Source organism: Pseudomonas sp. B16120 (assembly GCF_044218845.1).
Taxonomy (GTDB): Bacteria; Pseudomonadota; Gammaproteobacteria; order Pseudomonadales; family Pseudomonadaceae; genus Aquipseudomonas; species Aquipseudomonas paracarnis.
On the sequence record NZ_CP162588.1, the window covers coordinates 490,376 to 506,141 of the forward strand.

Genomic DNA, 15,766 nt, shown 5'->3' on the forward strand with positions numbered 1-15,766 from the left:
AATCGCTGCCACGACCTGTCAGCACACCGAATCCTCTGATCGAGATACACAAGTGATCGAAAATCTACGTAACATCGCCATCATTGCTCACGTTGACCATGGTAAAACCACCCTGGTAGACAAACTCCTGCGTCAATCCGGCACCCTGGAGCGCAACGAGCTCAACGACGAGCGCGTGATGGACTCCAACGACCAGGAAAAAGAGCGCGGTATTACCATCCTGGCTAAAAACACCGCTATCAACTGGAACGGCTACCACATCAACATCGTGGATACCCCGGGCCACGCCGACTTCGGCGGCGAAGTAGAGCGCGTAATGTCGATGGTTGACTCCGTTCTGCTGCTGGTTGACGCTCAAGACGGCCCTATGCCGCAAACCCGTTTCGTGACCAAGAAGGCTTTCGAAGCCGGCCTGCGTCCGATCGTGTGCATCAACAAGGTTGACCGTCCAGGCGCGCGTCCGGACTGGGTTCTGGACCAGATCTTCGACCTGTTCGACAACCTGGGTGCTACCGAAGAACAGCTGGACTTCCAAGTCATCTACGCCTCGGCCCTGAACGGTATTGCTGGTCTTGACCACACCGACATGGCTGAAGACATGACCCCGCTGTACCAGTCGATCGTCGACAACGTACCAGCACCGAAAGTCGACCGTGAAGGCCCGTTCCAGATGCAAATCTCGGCACTGGACTACAACAGCTTCCTGGGTGTTATCGGCGTTGGCCGTATCGCTCGTGGTAGCGTCAAGCCGAACACCCCGGTTGTTGCTATCGGCGCTGACGGCAAGAAGCGTAACGGTCGTATCCTGAAGCTGATGGGTCACCACGGCCTGCACCGCATCGACGTTGAAGAAGCTTTCGCTGGCGACATCGTATGCGTGAGCGGTATGGACTCGCTGTTCATCTCCGACACCCTGTGCCAGCCGGACAACGTCGAGGCGATGAAGCCTCTGACCGTTGACGAGCCAACCGTTTCCATGACCTTCCAGGTAAACGACTCGCCTTTCTGCGGTAAAGAAGGCAAGTTCGTGACCTCCCGTAACATCAAGGAGCGTCTGGACAAAGAGCTGCTGTACAACGTTGCTCTGCGCGTTGAAGAAGGCGACTCGGCTGACAAGTTCAAGGTCTCCGGCCGTGGTGAGCTGCACCTCTCGGTACTGATCGAAACCATGCGTCGCGAAGGCTTCGAAATGGGTGTTGGTCGTCCGGAAGTGATCATCCGTCAGGTTGACGGCGTGAAGCAGGAACCGTTCGAAAACGTCACCATTGACACCCCTGAAGAATCCCAGGGCAAGGTCATGGAAGAGATGGGCCTGCGTAAGGGCGACCTGACCAACATGGTGCCGGATGGCAAAGGCCGTGTGCGTCTGGAATACAACATCCCTGCTCGTGGTCTGATCGGTTTCCGTAACCAGTTCCTGACCCTGACCAACGGTGCTGGCATCCTGACCTCGATCTTCGATCGCTACGACACCATGAAGTCCGGCGACATGTCCGGCCGTCAGAACGGTGTTCTGGTATCGGTAGAAACCGGTAAGGCGCTGACCTACTCCCTGGAAACCCTCCAGGCGCGTGGCAAGCTGTTCGTTGAGCACGGTCAAGAGATCTACAACGGCCAGATCGTTGGTCTGAACAGCCGTGACAACGACATGGGCGTCAACCCAACCAAAGGCAAGAAGCTCGACAACATGCGTGCTTCGGGCAAAGACGAAACCATCGCTCTGGTTCCACCTGTTCGCTTTACCCTGGAACAGGCCCTGGAATTCATCCAGGACGACGAGCTGTGCGAAGTCACGCCTAAGTCGATCCGCCTGCGTAAGAAGATCCTGGACGAAGGCGAGCGTACCCGCGCTGCCAAGAAAGCCAAGAACTGAGTTAACTCAGGCTGAATGAAAAACGCCCCCGGTCGAAAGGCCGGGGGCGTTTTTTTATGCCTGCAGGTTTTGTGGTGACTGTGCCGTTGTGATCGTTCCCACGCTCCGCGTGGGAACGCCGCGTGGGACGCTCCGCGTCCCGCTTTCAAGAGCGGACGCAGAGCGTCCACAGCTGCATTCCCACGCAGAGCGTGGGAACGATCAAAAACTTAGAACTTGTCGAGGGTCTTGAAGTTAGTCTCGCGCACCACTTCCTTGGGCTTATACGCGCAATACCCCGGCCGCGGCCCGATTTTCGGGTGGTTGCGGCACGTATCCGGGCGTTTGTCATAAATAGTGCAAAAGCGCGTCTTACGATCCAGGTACAGGCAGTCGTTGTTGCTCATGCGCTGCAGGGTAAAAATTTCGGACTTGTTGTTGTACCGCTCGACGATGCCTTCTTTCTGCAAACGCTTGGCGATGTTCTTCGGCGGATCGCCGCGCTCGAACTCATCGACGATGCCAATGCGGATCAGGTCCTTGATCTTCACCTCAACCGGCAGGGTGCAGCAGCTGGACACGCAGCCGCCGCACATGTGGGCGGAATATTTCTGCCAGGTCTCTAAACGGTCGAGTTCCGCGGCGGCGATCAGTTGAGGCTTCATCAGGGTTCCAGGGTGGGGCGGTATACGGGCGCGGGATCATACCGGGATTGGTGGTTTTTTGAACAATATTTTGCAGGTTTCAGCTCAAAGGTTTGGCCACTGCCTGATCGGGCACGACCCCTGCATCAAATTCAGTCCATGGCGAATGAGTTAAAAAACTGCCGAACCAGCACGTCTACCGTCTGTCAGACCGACTAGGCTCTAGCAACTCCTTCAATCTCGCCCGAGGTCGCACCGATGTCTCAGGAACCGCTTGCACGAGAAGCAGAGGTAGCCGCATTCCGCGATGCTGTCTTGACCAAACTCACCTACGCGGTGGGCAAGGACCCGGATCACGCCTTCGATCATGACTGGTTCGAAGCCATTGCCCTGGCCGCCCGCGACCAGATGGTCGACCACTGGATGGACCACACGCGGCGTATTTATCGCAAAGGCCAGAAGCGTGTTTATTACCTGTCCCTGGAATTTCTCATCGGCCGCTTGCTCTACGACAGCCTGAGCAACCTGGGTGTGCTGGAGATCGCTCGCGAAGCGCTGTCGGAGCTGGGCGTGGATCTGGAGCGCATCCGCCTGCTGGAGCCCGACGCGGCGCTCGGCAACGGTGGTCTGGGCCGTCTGGCGGCGTGCTTTATGGAAAGCATGTCGACGCTGGGCATTGCGGGCCACGGTTACGGCATTCGTTATGAACACGGCTTGTTCCGCCAGGCCATTGTCGACGGTTGGCAGCAGGAGCAGACCGAACGCTGGCTGGATTTCGGCAACCCTTGGGAATTCGAGCGCGCCGAGGTGATTTACCCGATCGGCTTTGGCGGGAGCGTTGAAACCATTGCGGACGCCTCCGGCAAGATGATCCAGGTGTGGTCGCCCAACGAAACCGTACGTGCCGTGGCCTATGACACGCCGGTCGTCGGTTGGCGCGGGGCCAGCGTCAACACCCTGCGCCTCTGGCGTGCACGGGCCGTAGAAGACCTGCACCTGGAGCGCTTTAATGCCGGTGACCATTTGGGCGCCGTCGCCGAAGTGGCCCGCGCCGAAAGCATCTCCCGAGTGCTTTACCCGGCCGACAGCACCGAAGCAGGGCAGGAACTGCGCCTGCGCCAGGAATATTTCTTCGTCTCCGCGTCCCTGCAGGACTTGTTGCGCCGCCACAAGAACATGCACGGTTCGGTATTGAGCCTGGGCGAGCACGCCGCCATCCAACTCAACGACACCCACCCGTCCATCGCCGTGGCCGAGTTGATGCGCCAGCTGGTCGATTTGCATGACATTCCCTGGGAAGCCGCGTGGGATGTCACCGTCGAGACCCTTTCGTATACCAACCACACCCTGCTGCCCGAAGCGCTGGAAACCTGGCCGGTAGGTTTGATGGAACGCATGCTGCCCCGGCACATGCAGATCATCTACCTGATCAACGCCCAGCATATCGACTCGCTGCGTGCCAAAGGCATCCACGACTTCGATGTTTTGCGCGCTGTGTCGCTGATCGAAGAAGACAACGGCCGCCGCGTGCGCATGGGCAACCTGGCGTTCCTGGGCTCCCATAGCGTCAACGGCGTGTCCGGTTTGCATACCCAGCTGATGCGCAGCACGGTGTTCTCCGAACTGCACAAGCTCTACCCCGAACGCATCAATAACAAAACCAACGGCATTACCTTCCGTCGCTGGCTGTATCAGGCCAACCCCAAGTTGACCGATATGCTGGTGGAAGCGCTGGGCCCGGATATTCTCGACCAGCCCGAGCAGCGTCTTATCGAGTTGGAACCCTTTGCCGAGAAACCGGCCTTTCGCAAAGCATTTGCTGAGCAGCGCCTGCACAGCAAGCGCGCCCTGGCGCAGATCATCCATGAGCGCCTGGGCATTGCGATCAACCCGGCGGCGATGTTCGACGTGCAGGTCAAGCGCATCCACGAATACAAGCGCCAACTGCTCAACCTGCTGCACACCGTGGCGCTGTACCAGGCGATCCGTGCCGAGCCGGGCATCGACTGGGTGCCTCGGGTCAAGATCTTTGCCGGCAAGGCGGCAGCCAGCTACCACCAGGCCAAGCTGATCATCAAGCTGACCAACGACATCGCCCGCACCGTCAACAACGACCCGACCGTGCGCGGTTTGCTCAAGGTGGTGTTCCTGCCCAACTACAACGTCAGCCTGGCGGAAAGCATCATTCCGGCAGCGGATTTGTCGGAGCAGATTTCCACCGCCGGTTTCGAAGCGTCCGGCACCAGCAACATGAAGTTCGGCCTCAACGGCGCGCTGACCATCGGCACCATGGACGGCGCCAACGTGGAGATGCACGAGCGTGTCGGCGCCGAGCACATGTTTATCTTTGGCCTCAGTGCCCAGCAGGTGGAGGCCCGCAAACACGCCGGCGAGTTCAACGCCGGGCCGGATATCGCAGCCTCCCATCGTTTGAATGATGTGCTGCAAGCGATCCGTGGCGGGGTGTTTTCGCCGGACGACCCGGGCCGCTATGTGGGCCTGATCGATGGGCTGATCGACTACGACCGGTTCCTGGTGTGTGCCGACTTTGACGCCTACTGGGACGCCCAGGCGCGGGTCGAGGCGCATTGGCACGACTCCAAGGCCTGGTGGCGCTCGGCCGTGCTCAACACAGCGCGCATGGGCTGGTTCAGCTCGGACCGCACCATCCGCGAATATGCCACCGAAATCTGGAAAGCCCTCGACTGACGGCCGCGGTTAAAAATGTGGGAGGGGGCTTGCCCCCGATAGCGGTTGATCAGTCACTCATGCATTGACTGAATGACCGCAATCGGGGGCAAGCCCCCTCCCACATCAAGCCTGGTCGTGAACTCTATTGGCGTTAAATCCTCTGATTAGAGGAAATCAGCCTCGACTCGCGCTAAACTGCGCGGGTTTTCAGCCCCCCATTCTCCGGAGCCGTCCATGTCCCGCGTTACCTTGAGTCGCTATTTGATCGAGCAGACCCGCAGCAACAACACGCCTGCCGATCTGCGCTTCCTTATCGAAGTGGTGGCGCGTGCTTGCAAGGAAATCAGCCACGCCGTTTCCAAAGGCGCACTGGGCGGTGTCCTGGGCAGCATGGGCACTGAAAACGTGCAGGGCGAAGTGCAGAAGAAACTGGACGTTCTGTCCAACGAAATCCTGCTCGAAGCCAACGAATGGGGTGGCCACCTGGCCGGCATGGCGTCCGAAGAAATGGACAATGCCTACCAGATCCCAGGCAAATACCCGAAGGGCGCATACCTGCTGGTATTCGACCCACTGGACGGTTCGTCCAACATCGACATTAACGCACCGGTCGGCACCATCTTCTCGGTGCTGCGTTGCCCCAACGAATACCTGAGCCAGAACGAAGCCCTGAACGAAAAGGCCTTCCTGCAACCAGGCACCGAGCAGGTTGCTGCCGGCTACGCGATCTACGGCCCACAGACCATGCTGGTGCTGACCCTGGGCGACGGCGTCAAAGGCTTCACCCTGGACCGTGAAATGGGCAGCTTCGTACTCACCCACGAAGACATTTCGATTCCTGCTTCTACCCAGGAATTTGCCATCAACATGTCCAACCAGCGCCACTGGGAAGAACCGGTGAAGCGCTACGTCAACGAGCTGATGGAAGGCGAAGAAGGCCCGTTGAAGAAGAACTTCAACATGCGCTGGGTAGCCGCGATGGTTGCCGACGTGCACCGCATCCTGACCCGTGGTGGCCTGTTCATGTACCCACGCGACAGCCGCGAGCCGTCCAAGCCAGGCAAGCTGCGCCTGATGTACGAAGCCAACCCGATGTCGTTTTTGGTTGAACAGGCAGGCGGTGCGTCTACCGACGGCCACCAGCGCATCCTCGACATCCAGCCTGAAGGCCTGCACCAGCGTGTGGCGGTGTTCCTGGGTTCGAAGGAAGAAGTTGAGCGCGTGACGGCTTATCACAAGAAGTAAGAGCTTGCGGTAACAAAAAAGCCCCGAAATGCGCTCAGCGCTTCGGGGCTTTTGTTTTTATTGAATAAGGTTTTTCAGCAGCAACGCCTGCAGGTTTTTCCGAGTGTCGGCGATGATGTGGACGTAAATGATCGGGTCTCGAATTTCGTAGATGATCCGATTCATGCCACAGACAACCTGTCGATATTGGCTGAGATTCAACTTCTCGATCTCTTGCGGTATCGAGCCAGCATAGGGTTGAGACTCAAGCAGTCGCATGGCCTGTTTCATCGCGTCGTAGGACTGCTGCCAGGTCGATGTCGAGAACTGCCGGATGAGGTATGACTTGATATCTTTAAGGTCGCGTTTTGCCGAGTGAAGAATCACAACCTTGAATGTCATTGAGCGTCGTCCTTGTCCAGCTCGGCGAACACGTCCTCCATGTCTTGAAACTGCCCCAATTCAATCTGCCGGTTGCCCAGGGCCAATAGCTTTAACAAGGCCATGGTTTCTGCCTGCTCCTCAAAACTCTTCACATCCATCACCACCAGCTTCGCTTCGCCATTTTGGGTGATGACCAGGGGTTCGCGGCTTTCCGTGAGTGTTTTGACGATCTCGGCGGTATGACTTTTCAAGTAGCTGATCGGCTTTATCTGCGAAGAAAATTTCATGGGATGACCCCTGCTCAAGGTGTGACTGATTTTAGTCTTAATTTGGTCTTTGCTAGACAGCAACTGATGAAAGGCGGTGATTTTTCACTCGAAAACACGGTTCAAGGGGCCAGTTCACATAAAAAATAAATAGCACCCCCCATCGGGAACCAGACACCCCTTTTCCCTTCTAAGCTTCTGGCAGATACCCCAGCTGCTTTGTCTCTCCAGGAGCTTTTCCATGTCTATACGCCGTCTCGCCCTGCTGGCTTTTTGCGTGCTCTTAGCCGCTTGCAGCAAGGTCACCCAAGAAAACTACCAAAAGCTCTCAGCCGGCATGGCCAAGGCCGAGGTGGAGTCGTTGCTGGGCAAGCCAACCGATTGTTCCGGCGCACTGGGCATGTCCAGCTGCACCTGGGGCGATAAAAACAGCTTTATCAGCGTGCAGTACGCCGGTGACAAAGTTCTGATGTTTTCCGGGCAAGGCCTGAAGTAAACCGGGGCGCGAGCCTGCGGGAGAAGAAGAATGATGCGTTTTGTTTTGTTCCTTTGCGCCAGCCTGTTTTTGGCGGGCTGCGCCAGCCATTCTGGCGATGATCTGCAACCCAAGACTGCGAGCAACGTCAACCTCAAGCGTTACCAGGGCACCTGGTATGAGTTGGCCCGGTTGCCGATGTACTTTCAGCGCAACTGTGCGCAATCCGAAGCCCGCTATACCTTGCTGCCTGATGGTGACATGTCGGTGTTCAACCGCTGCCTGACGCCTGAGTGGAAGTGGCAAGAGGCCAAAGGCACGGCTACGCCGCAGGTACCAGGCAAGACCGACAAGCTGTGGGTGGAATTCAATAACTGGTTTACATCACTGTTGCCGGGCGTTGCCAAGGGCGACTACTGGGTGCTGTATGTCAGCGATGACTACAAGACCGCCATCGTCGGCAGCCCGAGCCGGCGCTATATGTGGATCCTGTCGCGCACGCCGACGGTGAGTGCCGATACCCGCGAAGACCTGCTGAGCAGGGCGCGACAGCAAGGGTATGACACCACGCGGCTGATCTGGCGTACGTCGGACAAGCAGATGGCAAAGTCCTCTCAGTAATCCTGAGTACCCTCAACCCAATGTGGGAGCTGGCTTGCCTGCGATACAGGCACCTCGGTGCATCAGTTGCACCGGGTTGATGCTATCGCAGGCAAGCCAGCTCCCACAGTTGTCATGGGTTGGCCGTTAGTTCAGCAAGTCCTTCAGGACCTGGGTGAATGCCCGGCTGCTGTCTTCTTCGCCAGCATGATGCCCATCTCGCACCACCCACTTGCCATTGACCAGTACATCGCGCACTTGCCGATCACCACCGGCAAATAGCCAGCGGTTGAGAATCTCATCCTCACTGGCCGTCGCCAGGTACGGGTCGCTACCGTCCAGCACTATCCAGTCCGCGCGCTTGCCCACTTGCAGTCGACCAATCGGCTGGCCCAGCGCTTGTGCGCCACCGTCCAGCGCAGCATCGAACAGCGTGCGACCCACCATCGGTTGGTCACTGCGATACAACCGATTACGCCGTTGATCGCGCAGGCGCTGGCCGTATTCCAGCCAACGCAGTTCTTCCACCACGCTCAGTGACACATGGCTGTCGGAACCAATGCCCATGCGGCCGCCCTGGGCGAGGAAGTCCACCGCAGGAAAAATCCCATCGCCCAGGTTGGCCTCCGTGGTCAGGCACAAACCGGCAATCGCTCGGCTGTTGGCCATGCGTGTCACTTCGTCGGCATCGGCATGGGTGGCGTGCACCAGGCACCAGCGCTCATCCACCTCGACATTGTCATACAGCCATTGCAACGGGCGCTTGCCGCTCCAGGCCAAGCAGTCGTCGACTTCTTTTTGCTGTTCGGCGATGTGGACATGCACCGGGCAGCTCTTGTCACTGGCGGCCAGCACGGTATGGATTTGTTCGGGGGTGACGGCGCGCAGGGAGTGGAAGCACAGACCCAGTTGCTGCGCCGGTTGTGCCGCCAGAATGGGCTGCAGGCGCGCTTGCAAGTCCAGGTAGTGTTCCGTGCTGTTGATAAACCGTCGCTGGCCTTCATTCGGCGCTTGGCCACCAAAGCCCGCGTGGGTGTAGAGCACTGGCAGCAAGGTCAGGCCGATCCCGCTGCTGGCGGCCGCCTGGCTGATCTGGCGGGACAGTTCCGTACAGTCGGCATAGGGCTGGCCGCTGAGATCGTGGTGCACGTAATGGAACTCGGCCACCGAGGTGTAGCCGGCCTTGAGCATTTCGATATACAGCTGGCGGGCGATGATCTGTAACTGCTCGGGGTTGATCTTGCCGACCATGCGGTACATCAAGTCGCGCCAGGTCCAGAAGCTGTCATTGGGGTTGCCGGCCACTTCGGCCAAGCCCGCCATGGCGCGCTGGAAGGCATGGGAATGCAGGTTCGGCATGCCCGCCAACACCGGGCCCCTGAGCCGTTCCGCACCTTCTGCACTGGCATTGGGCTCAACCTTTGTCAGCAGGCCATCGGTGCTGACTTCAAGACGTACATCATTGGCCCATCCATTAGGCAGCAGTGCGCGTTCGGCAAAGAAAGCGGACATGATCAAGGCACCCCGGTCGTGTGTTTATTTGTATATACATATACAGACGTTTGCCTGCTCGGTAAACTCCGGCAATCTATGCATCTTTTTCCCCTGCAAGGATTCCCTGTGCCGACTCCGCCCGCCAAGTCTTCGCTGGCTGCCCACATGGACGAAAGTCCGGCGCCCTTGTATGCCCGCGTCAAACAGATGATCAGCCAGCAGATCCTCAACGGCAACTGGCCGCCCCATTACCGCGTGCCGTCGGAAAGCGAGCTGGTCAGCCAGTTGGGCTTCAGCCGCATGACCATCAACCGCGCCCTGCGCGAGCTGACCGCCGAAGGCCTGCTAGTGCGTATGCAGGGTGTGGGTACGTTTGTTGCCGAGCCGAAAAGCCAGTCAGCCCTGTTTGAAGTGCATAACATCGCCGATGAAATCGCCTCCCGCGGGCATCGGCACACTTGCCAGGTGATCACCCTGGGCGAAGAGGCCGCCGGCTCCGAACGCGCCGTTGCCTTGGAAATGCGCGAAGGCGGGCGGGTGTTCCACTCGTTGATCGTGCATTACGAGAACGACATTCCTGTGCAAATAGAAGACCGTTTCGTCAACGCCCTGGTCGCGCCGGAATACTTGCAGCAGGACTTCACCCAGCAAACCCCGTATGCCTATTTGAACCAGGTCGCGCCGTTGACTGAGGGCGAGCATGTGGTTGAGGCGATCCTCGCCGATGCCGCCGAGTGCAAATTGTTGCAGATCGAGCCGAGCGAGCCGTGCCTGTTGATTCGCCGACGCACCTGGTCGGGTCGCCAGCCGGTCACTGCGGCGCGGTTGATCCACCCCGGTTCCCGTCACAGCCTCGAAGGACGCTTCAGTAAATGAGTGAGATCAACGTCTGGCGTGCCGCCGACTACGTGCGCATGCCGTGGAAGAACGGCGGCGGCAGTACCGAAGAAATCAGTCGCGACGCCGGCACCGGCCTGGAGGGTTTTGGCTGGCGTTTGTCGATTGCCGATATCGCCGAATCGGGTGGGTTTTCCACCTTCGCCGGCTACCAGCGCGTGATTACGGTGATCAAAGGCGCCGGCATGGTGTTGACCGTAGACGGTGAGGAGCAGCGCGGGTTGTTACCGTTGCAGCCGTTCGCGTTCAACGGCGAAAGCCAGGTGTCATGCCGTTTGATCACGGGGCCGATTCGCGACTTCAACCTGATCTACTCGCCACAGCGTTACCACGCACGCTTGCAGTGGGTGGATGGCGTGCAGCAGTTTTTCAGCACCGCGCAGACGGTGCTGGTGTTCAGCGTGGCGGATGAGGTGAAGGTGCTGGGCGAGAAGCTCGGCCACCATGATTGCCTGCAAGTGGACGGTAACACGGGCCTGCTGGATATCTCTGTCACTGGCCGCTGCTGCATCATCGAACTGACCGCACGCGATTAAAAACTGTGGGAGCTGGCTTGCCTGCGATAGCGGTATATCAGTAGCTGATGCGCTGACTGACACACCGCTATCGCAGACAAGCCAGCTCCCACCTTTGTTTTTGCATTGTTCACAAAATCTGTTTCCACTCCGCGCACCAATTTGTTACCGAATGCCCCAGCGTGACGCAAAGCTTCGCTGCCGTGACAAATTCCCCGCGCTGCAACAAACCTCCGTAAGAAATTTCATCAAGCTTTGAAGCCTTGATTTACAAGGCTCGCACGCCCCGTGCAAAAAAAACCCAACCACTCCTGGCTAAAGTTGGCCGCTCGATTGCATATGCTTGTACATACAAGTAAAGATGTGTGCGTAAGACTTTGCACCATCCCTGTTCGCGCATCGATCGCCGAGGAGTCCTAGCTGTGACCAAGCCTACAAAATACCGTGACGTCGAAATCCGCGCCGCCCGCGGTAACAAGCTCACCGCCAAAAGCTGGCTGACCGAAGCGCCGCTGCGCATGCTGATGAACAACCTCGACCCACAAGTGGCCGAGAACCCCAAAGAACTGGTGGTGTACGGCGGTATCGGCCGTGCGGCGCGCAACTGGGAGTGCTACGACCAGATCGTCGAGAGCCTTACTAATCTGAACGACGACGAAACCCTGCTGGTGCAATCCGGTAAGCCGGTCGGCGTGTTCAAGACCCACAGCAACGCCCCGCGCGTGCTGATTGCCAACTCCAATCTGGTACCGCACTGGGCCAGCTGGGAGCATTTCAACGAACTGGATGCCAAGGGCCTGGCCATGTACGGCCAGATGACCGCCGGCAGCTGGATCTACATCGGCAGCCAAGGCATTGTCCAAGGCACCTACGAAACCTTCGTGGAAGCCGGTCGCCAGCATTACAACAGTGACCTCACCGGCCGTTGGGTACTCACCGCCGGCCTCGGCGGCATGGGCGGCGCGCAGCCATTGGCCGCGACCCTGGCCGGCGCCTGCTCGCTGAACATCGAGTGCCAGCAAGTCAGCATCGACTTCCGCCTGAACAGCCGCTACGTCGACGAGCAGGCCACCGACCTCGACGACGCCCTGGCGCGCATCGCCAAATACACCAAGGAAGGCAAGGCCATCTCCATCGCGCTGCTGGGCAACGCCGCAGAGATCCTGCCAGAACTGGTCAAGCGTGGCGTGCGCCCGGACATGGTCACCGACCAGACCAGCGCCCACGACCCACTCAATGGTTACCTGCCGGCCGGCTGGACCTGGGACGAATACCGCGCTCGCGCCAAGACCGAGCCGGCCGTCGTGATCAAGGCCGCCAAGCAGTCGATGGCCGTCCACGTCAAAGCCATGCTCGAATTCCAGAAGCAAGGCATCCCGACCTTCGACTACGGCAACAACATCCGCCAGATGGCCCAGGAAGAGGGCGTGGAAAACGCGTTCGACTTCCCAGGCTTCGTACCGGCCTACATCCGCCCACTGTTCTGCCGTGGCATCGGCCCGTTCCGTTGGGCGGCGCTGTCCGGTGACCCGCAAGACATCTACAAGACCGACGCCAAAGTCAAAGAACTGATCCCGGACGACGCCCACCTGCACAACTGGCTGGACATGGCCCGCGAGCGCATCAGCTTCCAGGGTCTGCCGGCACGTATCTGCTGGGTCGGCCTGGGCCAGCGTGCCAAGTTGGGCCTGGCGTTCAACGAAATGGTGCGCAGCGGCGAGCTGTCCGCGCCGGTCGTGATCGGCCGTGACCACCTGGACTCCGGCTCGGTCGCCAGCCCGAACCGCGAAACCGAAGCCATGCAGGACGGCTCCGATGCTGTGTCCGACTGGCCGCTGCTCAACGCCTTGCTTAATACCGCGAGCGGCGCGACCTGGGTGTCGCTGCACCACGGTGGTGGCGTGGGCATGGGCTTCTCCCAGCACTCAGGGATGGTGATTGTCTGCGACGGTACTGACGAAGCGGCCGAGCGGATTGCCCGCGTGCTGCACAACGACCCGGCGACCGGGGTGATGCGTCATGCGGATGCGGGTTACCAGATCGCTATCGACTGCGCCAAGGAACAAGGCCTGAACCTGCCGATGATCAAGTAACGGGTGGCGCAGTACCTGTGGGAGCTGGCTTGCCTGCGATGCAGACGACGCGGTCTGACAGTAAGACCGCGGTGATGCTATCGCAGGCAAGCCAGCGCCCACAGAAGAGCAAGATGCATACAAAACAATCCATCAGAGGTTGAACAACATGGCTGCAAACGACACCACCCCGTTGATCGAGAAACGTTCGATCGACTACATCCCGGAAGCGGAAAGACATGGTCGTCTATTCAGTCAATTCACCCTGTGGATGGGTGCCAACCTGCAGATCACTGCGATTGTCACCGGGGCGTTGGCCGTGGTGCTGGGCGGTGATGTGTTCTGGTCGTTGATCGGCTTGCTGATCGGTCAACTGATCGGCGGTGGCGTCATGGCGCTGCATGCGGCGCAAGGGCCCAAGCTTGGCCTGCCGCAGATGATTTCCAGCCGGGTGCAGTTCGGCGTGTACGGCGCGGCCATTCCGATCGTGTTGGTGTGCTTGATGTACCTGGGCTTCACCGCCACCGGCACCGTGCTGTCGGGCCAGGCGCTGGGCCAGTTGTTCGGGGTCAGCGACAGCGTCGGCATCCTGATCTTCGCCAGTGTCATCGTGCTGGTCACGGTGCTGGGTTACCGGGTGATCCACTTCATCGGCCGGGTCGCCAGCCTGATTGGCGTGGTTGCCTTTGTGTACCTGTTCAGCCGCTTAATGAGCCAGACCGACGTTGGCGCGCTCCTGCAGATCCGCCACTTCAGCTGGAGCAGTTTCCTGCTGGCCGTGTCGCTGGCGGCCTCCTGGCAGATTGCGTTCGGCCCTTACGTGGCGGATTACTCGCGTTACCTGCCGAGCCACACGTCATCGGTGAAAACCTTTCTCGCTGCTGGCGCAGGTTCGGTCATCGGTGCCCAAGTGGCGATGGTCCTCGGCGTGTTTGCCGCGGCCATGTCCAACGGGCAGTTTGCCGGCCACGAGGTGGCGTACATCGTTGGCTTGAGCGGCACGGGGGCTACCGCTGCGTTGCTGTACTTCAGCATCGCGTTCGGCAAGGTCACCATCTCGACGCTCAACTCCTACGGCAGCTTCATGTGCATCGCCACTATCATCAGCGGCTTTCGTGGGCGTCTGGAGGTCACGCGTCTGCAGCGTCTGGTGTTTGTGCTGATGATCGTCGGCACGGCCACGCTGATCGCGTTGCTCGGCCAGCATTCGTTCCTCGGTGCATTCAAGTCGTTCATCCTGTTCCTGCTGGCGTTCTTTACGCCCTGGAGCGCGATCAACCTGGTGGATTACTACTGCATCACCCGCGAGCGTTATGACGTGCCGGCGCTGGCCGACCCGAACGGTCGCTACGGCCGCTGGAACCTGCTGGGCATCAGCGTCTACGTATTCGGCGTGCTGGTGCAGTTGCCGTTCATCTCTACCAAGTTCTACACCGGCCCCCTGGTGGCCGCGCTGGGGGATGTGGATATCTCCTGGATCATCGGCCTGGTACTGCCGGCGGCCCTGTATTACGTGTGTGCAAAAAAATGGCACGGCACGGTACCCGATCACCTGATCCTGCCAAAAGAGCAGGGCGCTTCACCCACAACAAACGGGCTGGCTGCACAAGCCTGATGGGACGTGGACAGGGCAGGACGCCTACTGACTGCCGTAATCCATTTCATGATTGGGAGCGTCACAACAATGACTATGAATAAGACCTTGCTGGCTACTTTGTTCGCAGCTGGCGTGCTGGCAAGTGCCGGCGCCCAGGCGGCTGGTTGGTGCGAGTCGGGTAAACCGGTGAAATTCGCCGGCCTGAATTGGGAAAGCGGCATGTTGCTCACCGACATCCTGCAAACCGTGCTGGAAAAAGGCTACGACTGCAAAACCGACAGCTTGCCGGGCAATTCCATCACCATGGAAAACGCCCTGGGCAGTAACGACATCCAAGTGTTCGCCGAGGAGTGGGTAGGTCGCAGCGAGGTCTGGAACAAAGCCGAGAAGGCCGGCAAAGTCGTGGGCGTCGGTGCTCCGGTGGTCGGCGCGGTCGAAGGCTGGTACGTGCCGCGCTATGTGATCGAAGGCGACGCCAAGCGCAAGCTGGAAGCCAAGGCGCCGGACCTGAAAAACATCGCCGACCTGGCCAGGTACGCCTCGGTGTTCAAGGACCAGGAAGAGCCGTCCAAGGGCCGCTTCTACAACTGCCCGGCCGGCTGGACTTGCGAGCTGGACAACAGCGAAATGCTCAAGAGCTACGGCCTGGAAAGCACCTACACCAACTTCCGCCCGGGCACCGGCCCGGCGCTGGATGCAGCGGTGCTGTCGAGCTACAAGCGCGGCGAGCCGATCCTGTTCTACTACTGGTCACCGACGCCGCTGATGGGCCAGGTCGATCTGGTCAAGCTGGAAGAAAAGCCCGGCGTGGACAAAACCGTGAGCATCAAGGTCGGCCTCTCCAAGACTTTCCACGAGCAAGCCCCGGAACTGGTGGCCGTGCTGGAAAAGGTCAACCTGCCCATCGACCTGCTGAACCAGAACCTGGGCCGCATGGCCAAGGAGCGGATCGAGTCGCCGAAACTGGCGAAAATATTCCTCAAGGAACATCCTGAAGTCTGGCACGCCTGGGTGAGCGACGACGCAGCCAAGAAAATCGACGCGGCCTTGTAGGT

14 protein-coding genes are annotated in these 15,766 nt (G+C 59.3%); 10 read left to right on the forward strand and 4 right to left on the reverse strand.

Going from position 1 to position 15,766, the window contains the following annotated elements:
- The first annotated feature begins 52 nt into the window (after positions 1-52).
- Entirely contained in the window at positions 53-1,873 is a 1,821-nt protein-coding gene (gene typA, locus AB4P90_RS02630) for a translational GTPase TypA (protein ID WP_014716526.1), read from the forward strand.
- Between the two features lie 209 nt (positions 1,874-2,082).
- Here typA and AB4P90_RS02635 read toward each other — a convergent pair whose 3' ends face one another.
- Positions 2,083-2,517 carry a YkgJ family cysteine cluster protein gene (locus tag AB4P90_RS02635; RefSeq protein WP_003187815.1) on the reverse strand — a complete coding sequence of 145 codons (435 nt, stop codon included), beginning with the start codon at positions 2,515-2,517 and terminating at the stop codon, positions 2,083-2,085.
- A gap of 237 nt (positions 2,518-2,754) precedes the next feature.
- On the opposite strand from AB4P90_RS02635, the gene AB4P90_RS02640 reads away from it, so the two are divergent.
- A complete protein-coding gene (locus tag AB4P90_RS02640; RefSeq protein WP_020302392.1) occupies positions 2,755-5,205 on the forward strand; it encodes a glycogen/starch/alpha-glucan phosphorylase in 2,451 nt (816 codons plus the stop codon).
- A 216-nt stretch (positions 5,206-5,421) separates the two neighbouring features.
- On the forward strand, positions 5,422-6,432 hold the full coding sequence (locus tag AB4P90_RS02645; RefSeq protein ID WP_003187818.1) for a class 1 fructose-bisphosphatase: 1,011 nt from the start codon (positions 5,422-5,424) through the stop codon (positions 6,430-6,432).
- A gap of 57 nt (positions 6,433-6,489) precedes the next feature.
- Here the strand turns inward: AB4P90_RS02645 and AB4P90_RS02650 are convergent, their stop codons facing one another.
- Together AB4P90_RS02650 and AB4P90_RS02655 are read right to left on the reverse strand one after the other, a co-directional pair.
- A complete protein-coding gene (locus tag AB4P90_RS02650) occupies positions 6,490-6,813 on the reverse strand; it encodes a type II toxin-antitoxin system RelE/ParE family toxin (RefSeq protein WP_014716528.1) in 324 nt (107 codons plus the stop codon).
- Entirely contained in the window at positions 6,810-7,082 is a 273-nt protein-coding gene (locus AB4P90_RS02655; protein WP_003171142.1) for a type II toxin-antitoxin system Phd/YefM family antitoxin, read from the reverse strand. The genes AB4P90_RS02650 and AB4P90_RS02655 overlap by 4 nt, the downstream gene beginning before the upstream one ends.
- A 220-nt stretch (positions 7,083-7,302) precedes the next feature.
- Between AB4P90_RS02655 and AB4P90_RS02660 the strand changes: the two genes are divergently transcribed.
- Together AB4P90_RS02660 and AB4P90_RS02665 are read left to right on the forward strand one after the other, a co-directional pair.
- The gene (locus AB4P90_RS02660) at positions 7,303-7,557 is read left to right on the forward strand and encodes a hypothetical protein (RefSeq protein ID WP_003187823.1); all 255 of its coding nucleotides are present in this window, start codon (positions 7,303-7,305) and stop codon (positions 7,555-7,557) included.
- Positions 7,558-7,587: 30 nt separating this feature from the next.
- Complete coding sequence (locus AB4P90_RS02665; protein WP_014716529.1) at positions 7,588-8,157, forward strand: lipocalin family protein; 570 nt, start codon at positions 7,588-7,590, stop codon at positions 8,155-8,157.
- Positions 8,158-8,283: 126 nt separating this feature from the next.
- Here AB4P90_RS02665 and AB4P90_RS02670 read toward each other — a convergent pair whose 3' ends face one another.
- Positions 8,284-9,648 (reverse strand): formimidoylglutamate deiminase, encoded by a 1,365-nt coding sequence (locus AB4P90_RS02670; RefSeq protein ID WP_395605636.1) that lies wholly within the window; start codon positions 9,646-9,648, stop codon positions 8,284-8,286.
- Between the two features lie 147 nt (positions 9,649-9,795).
- On the opposite strand from AB4P90_RS02670, the gene hutC reads away from it, so the two are divergent.
- The 5 genes from hutC to AB4P90_RS02695 all read left to right on the forward strand — a co-directional run bounded on the left by hutC (position 9,796) and on the right by AB4P90_RS02695 (position 15,764).
- On the forward strand, positions 9,796-10,506 hold the full coding sequence (gene hutC, locus AB4P90_RS02675) for a histidine utilization repressor (RefSeq protein ID WP_224796965.1): 711 nt from the start codon (positions 9,796-9,798) through the stop codon (positions 10,504-10,506).
- Positions 10,503-11,063: a HutD family protein gene (locus AB4P90_RS02680; protein ID WP_014716532.1), complete on the forward strand. Its 561-nt coding sequence runs from the start codon at positions 10,503-10,505 to the stop codon at positions 11,061-11,063. The genes hutC and AB4P90_RS02680 overlap by 4 nt, the downstream gene beginning before the upstream one ends.
- Before the next feature lie 401 nt (positions 11,064-11,464).
- Positions 11,465-13,135 carry a urocanate hydratase gene (gene hutU, locus AB4P90_RS02685; protein WP_038448530.1) on the forward strand — a complete coding sequence of 557 codons (1,671 nt, stop codon included), beginning with the start codon at positions 11,465-11,467 and terminating at the stop codon, positions 13,133-13,135.
- A 148-nt stretch (positions 13,136-13,283) separates the two neighbouring features.
- Complete coding sequence (locus AB4P90_RS02690; protein ID WP_014716534.1) at positions 13,284-14,729, forward strand: cytosine permease; 1,446 nt, start codon at positions 13,284-13,286, stop codon at positions 14,727-14,729.
- Between the two features lie 69 nt (positions 14,730-14,798).
- The gene (locus AB4P90_RS02695) at positions 14,799-15,764 is read left to right on the forward strand and encodes an ABC transporter substrate-binding protein (RefSeq protein ID WP_282399005.1); all 966 of its coding nucleotides are present in this window, start codon (positions 14,799-14,801) and stop codon (positions 15,762-15,764) included.
- The last annotated feature ends 2 nt before the right edge of the window (positions 15,765-15,766 follow it).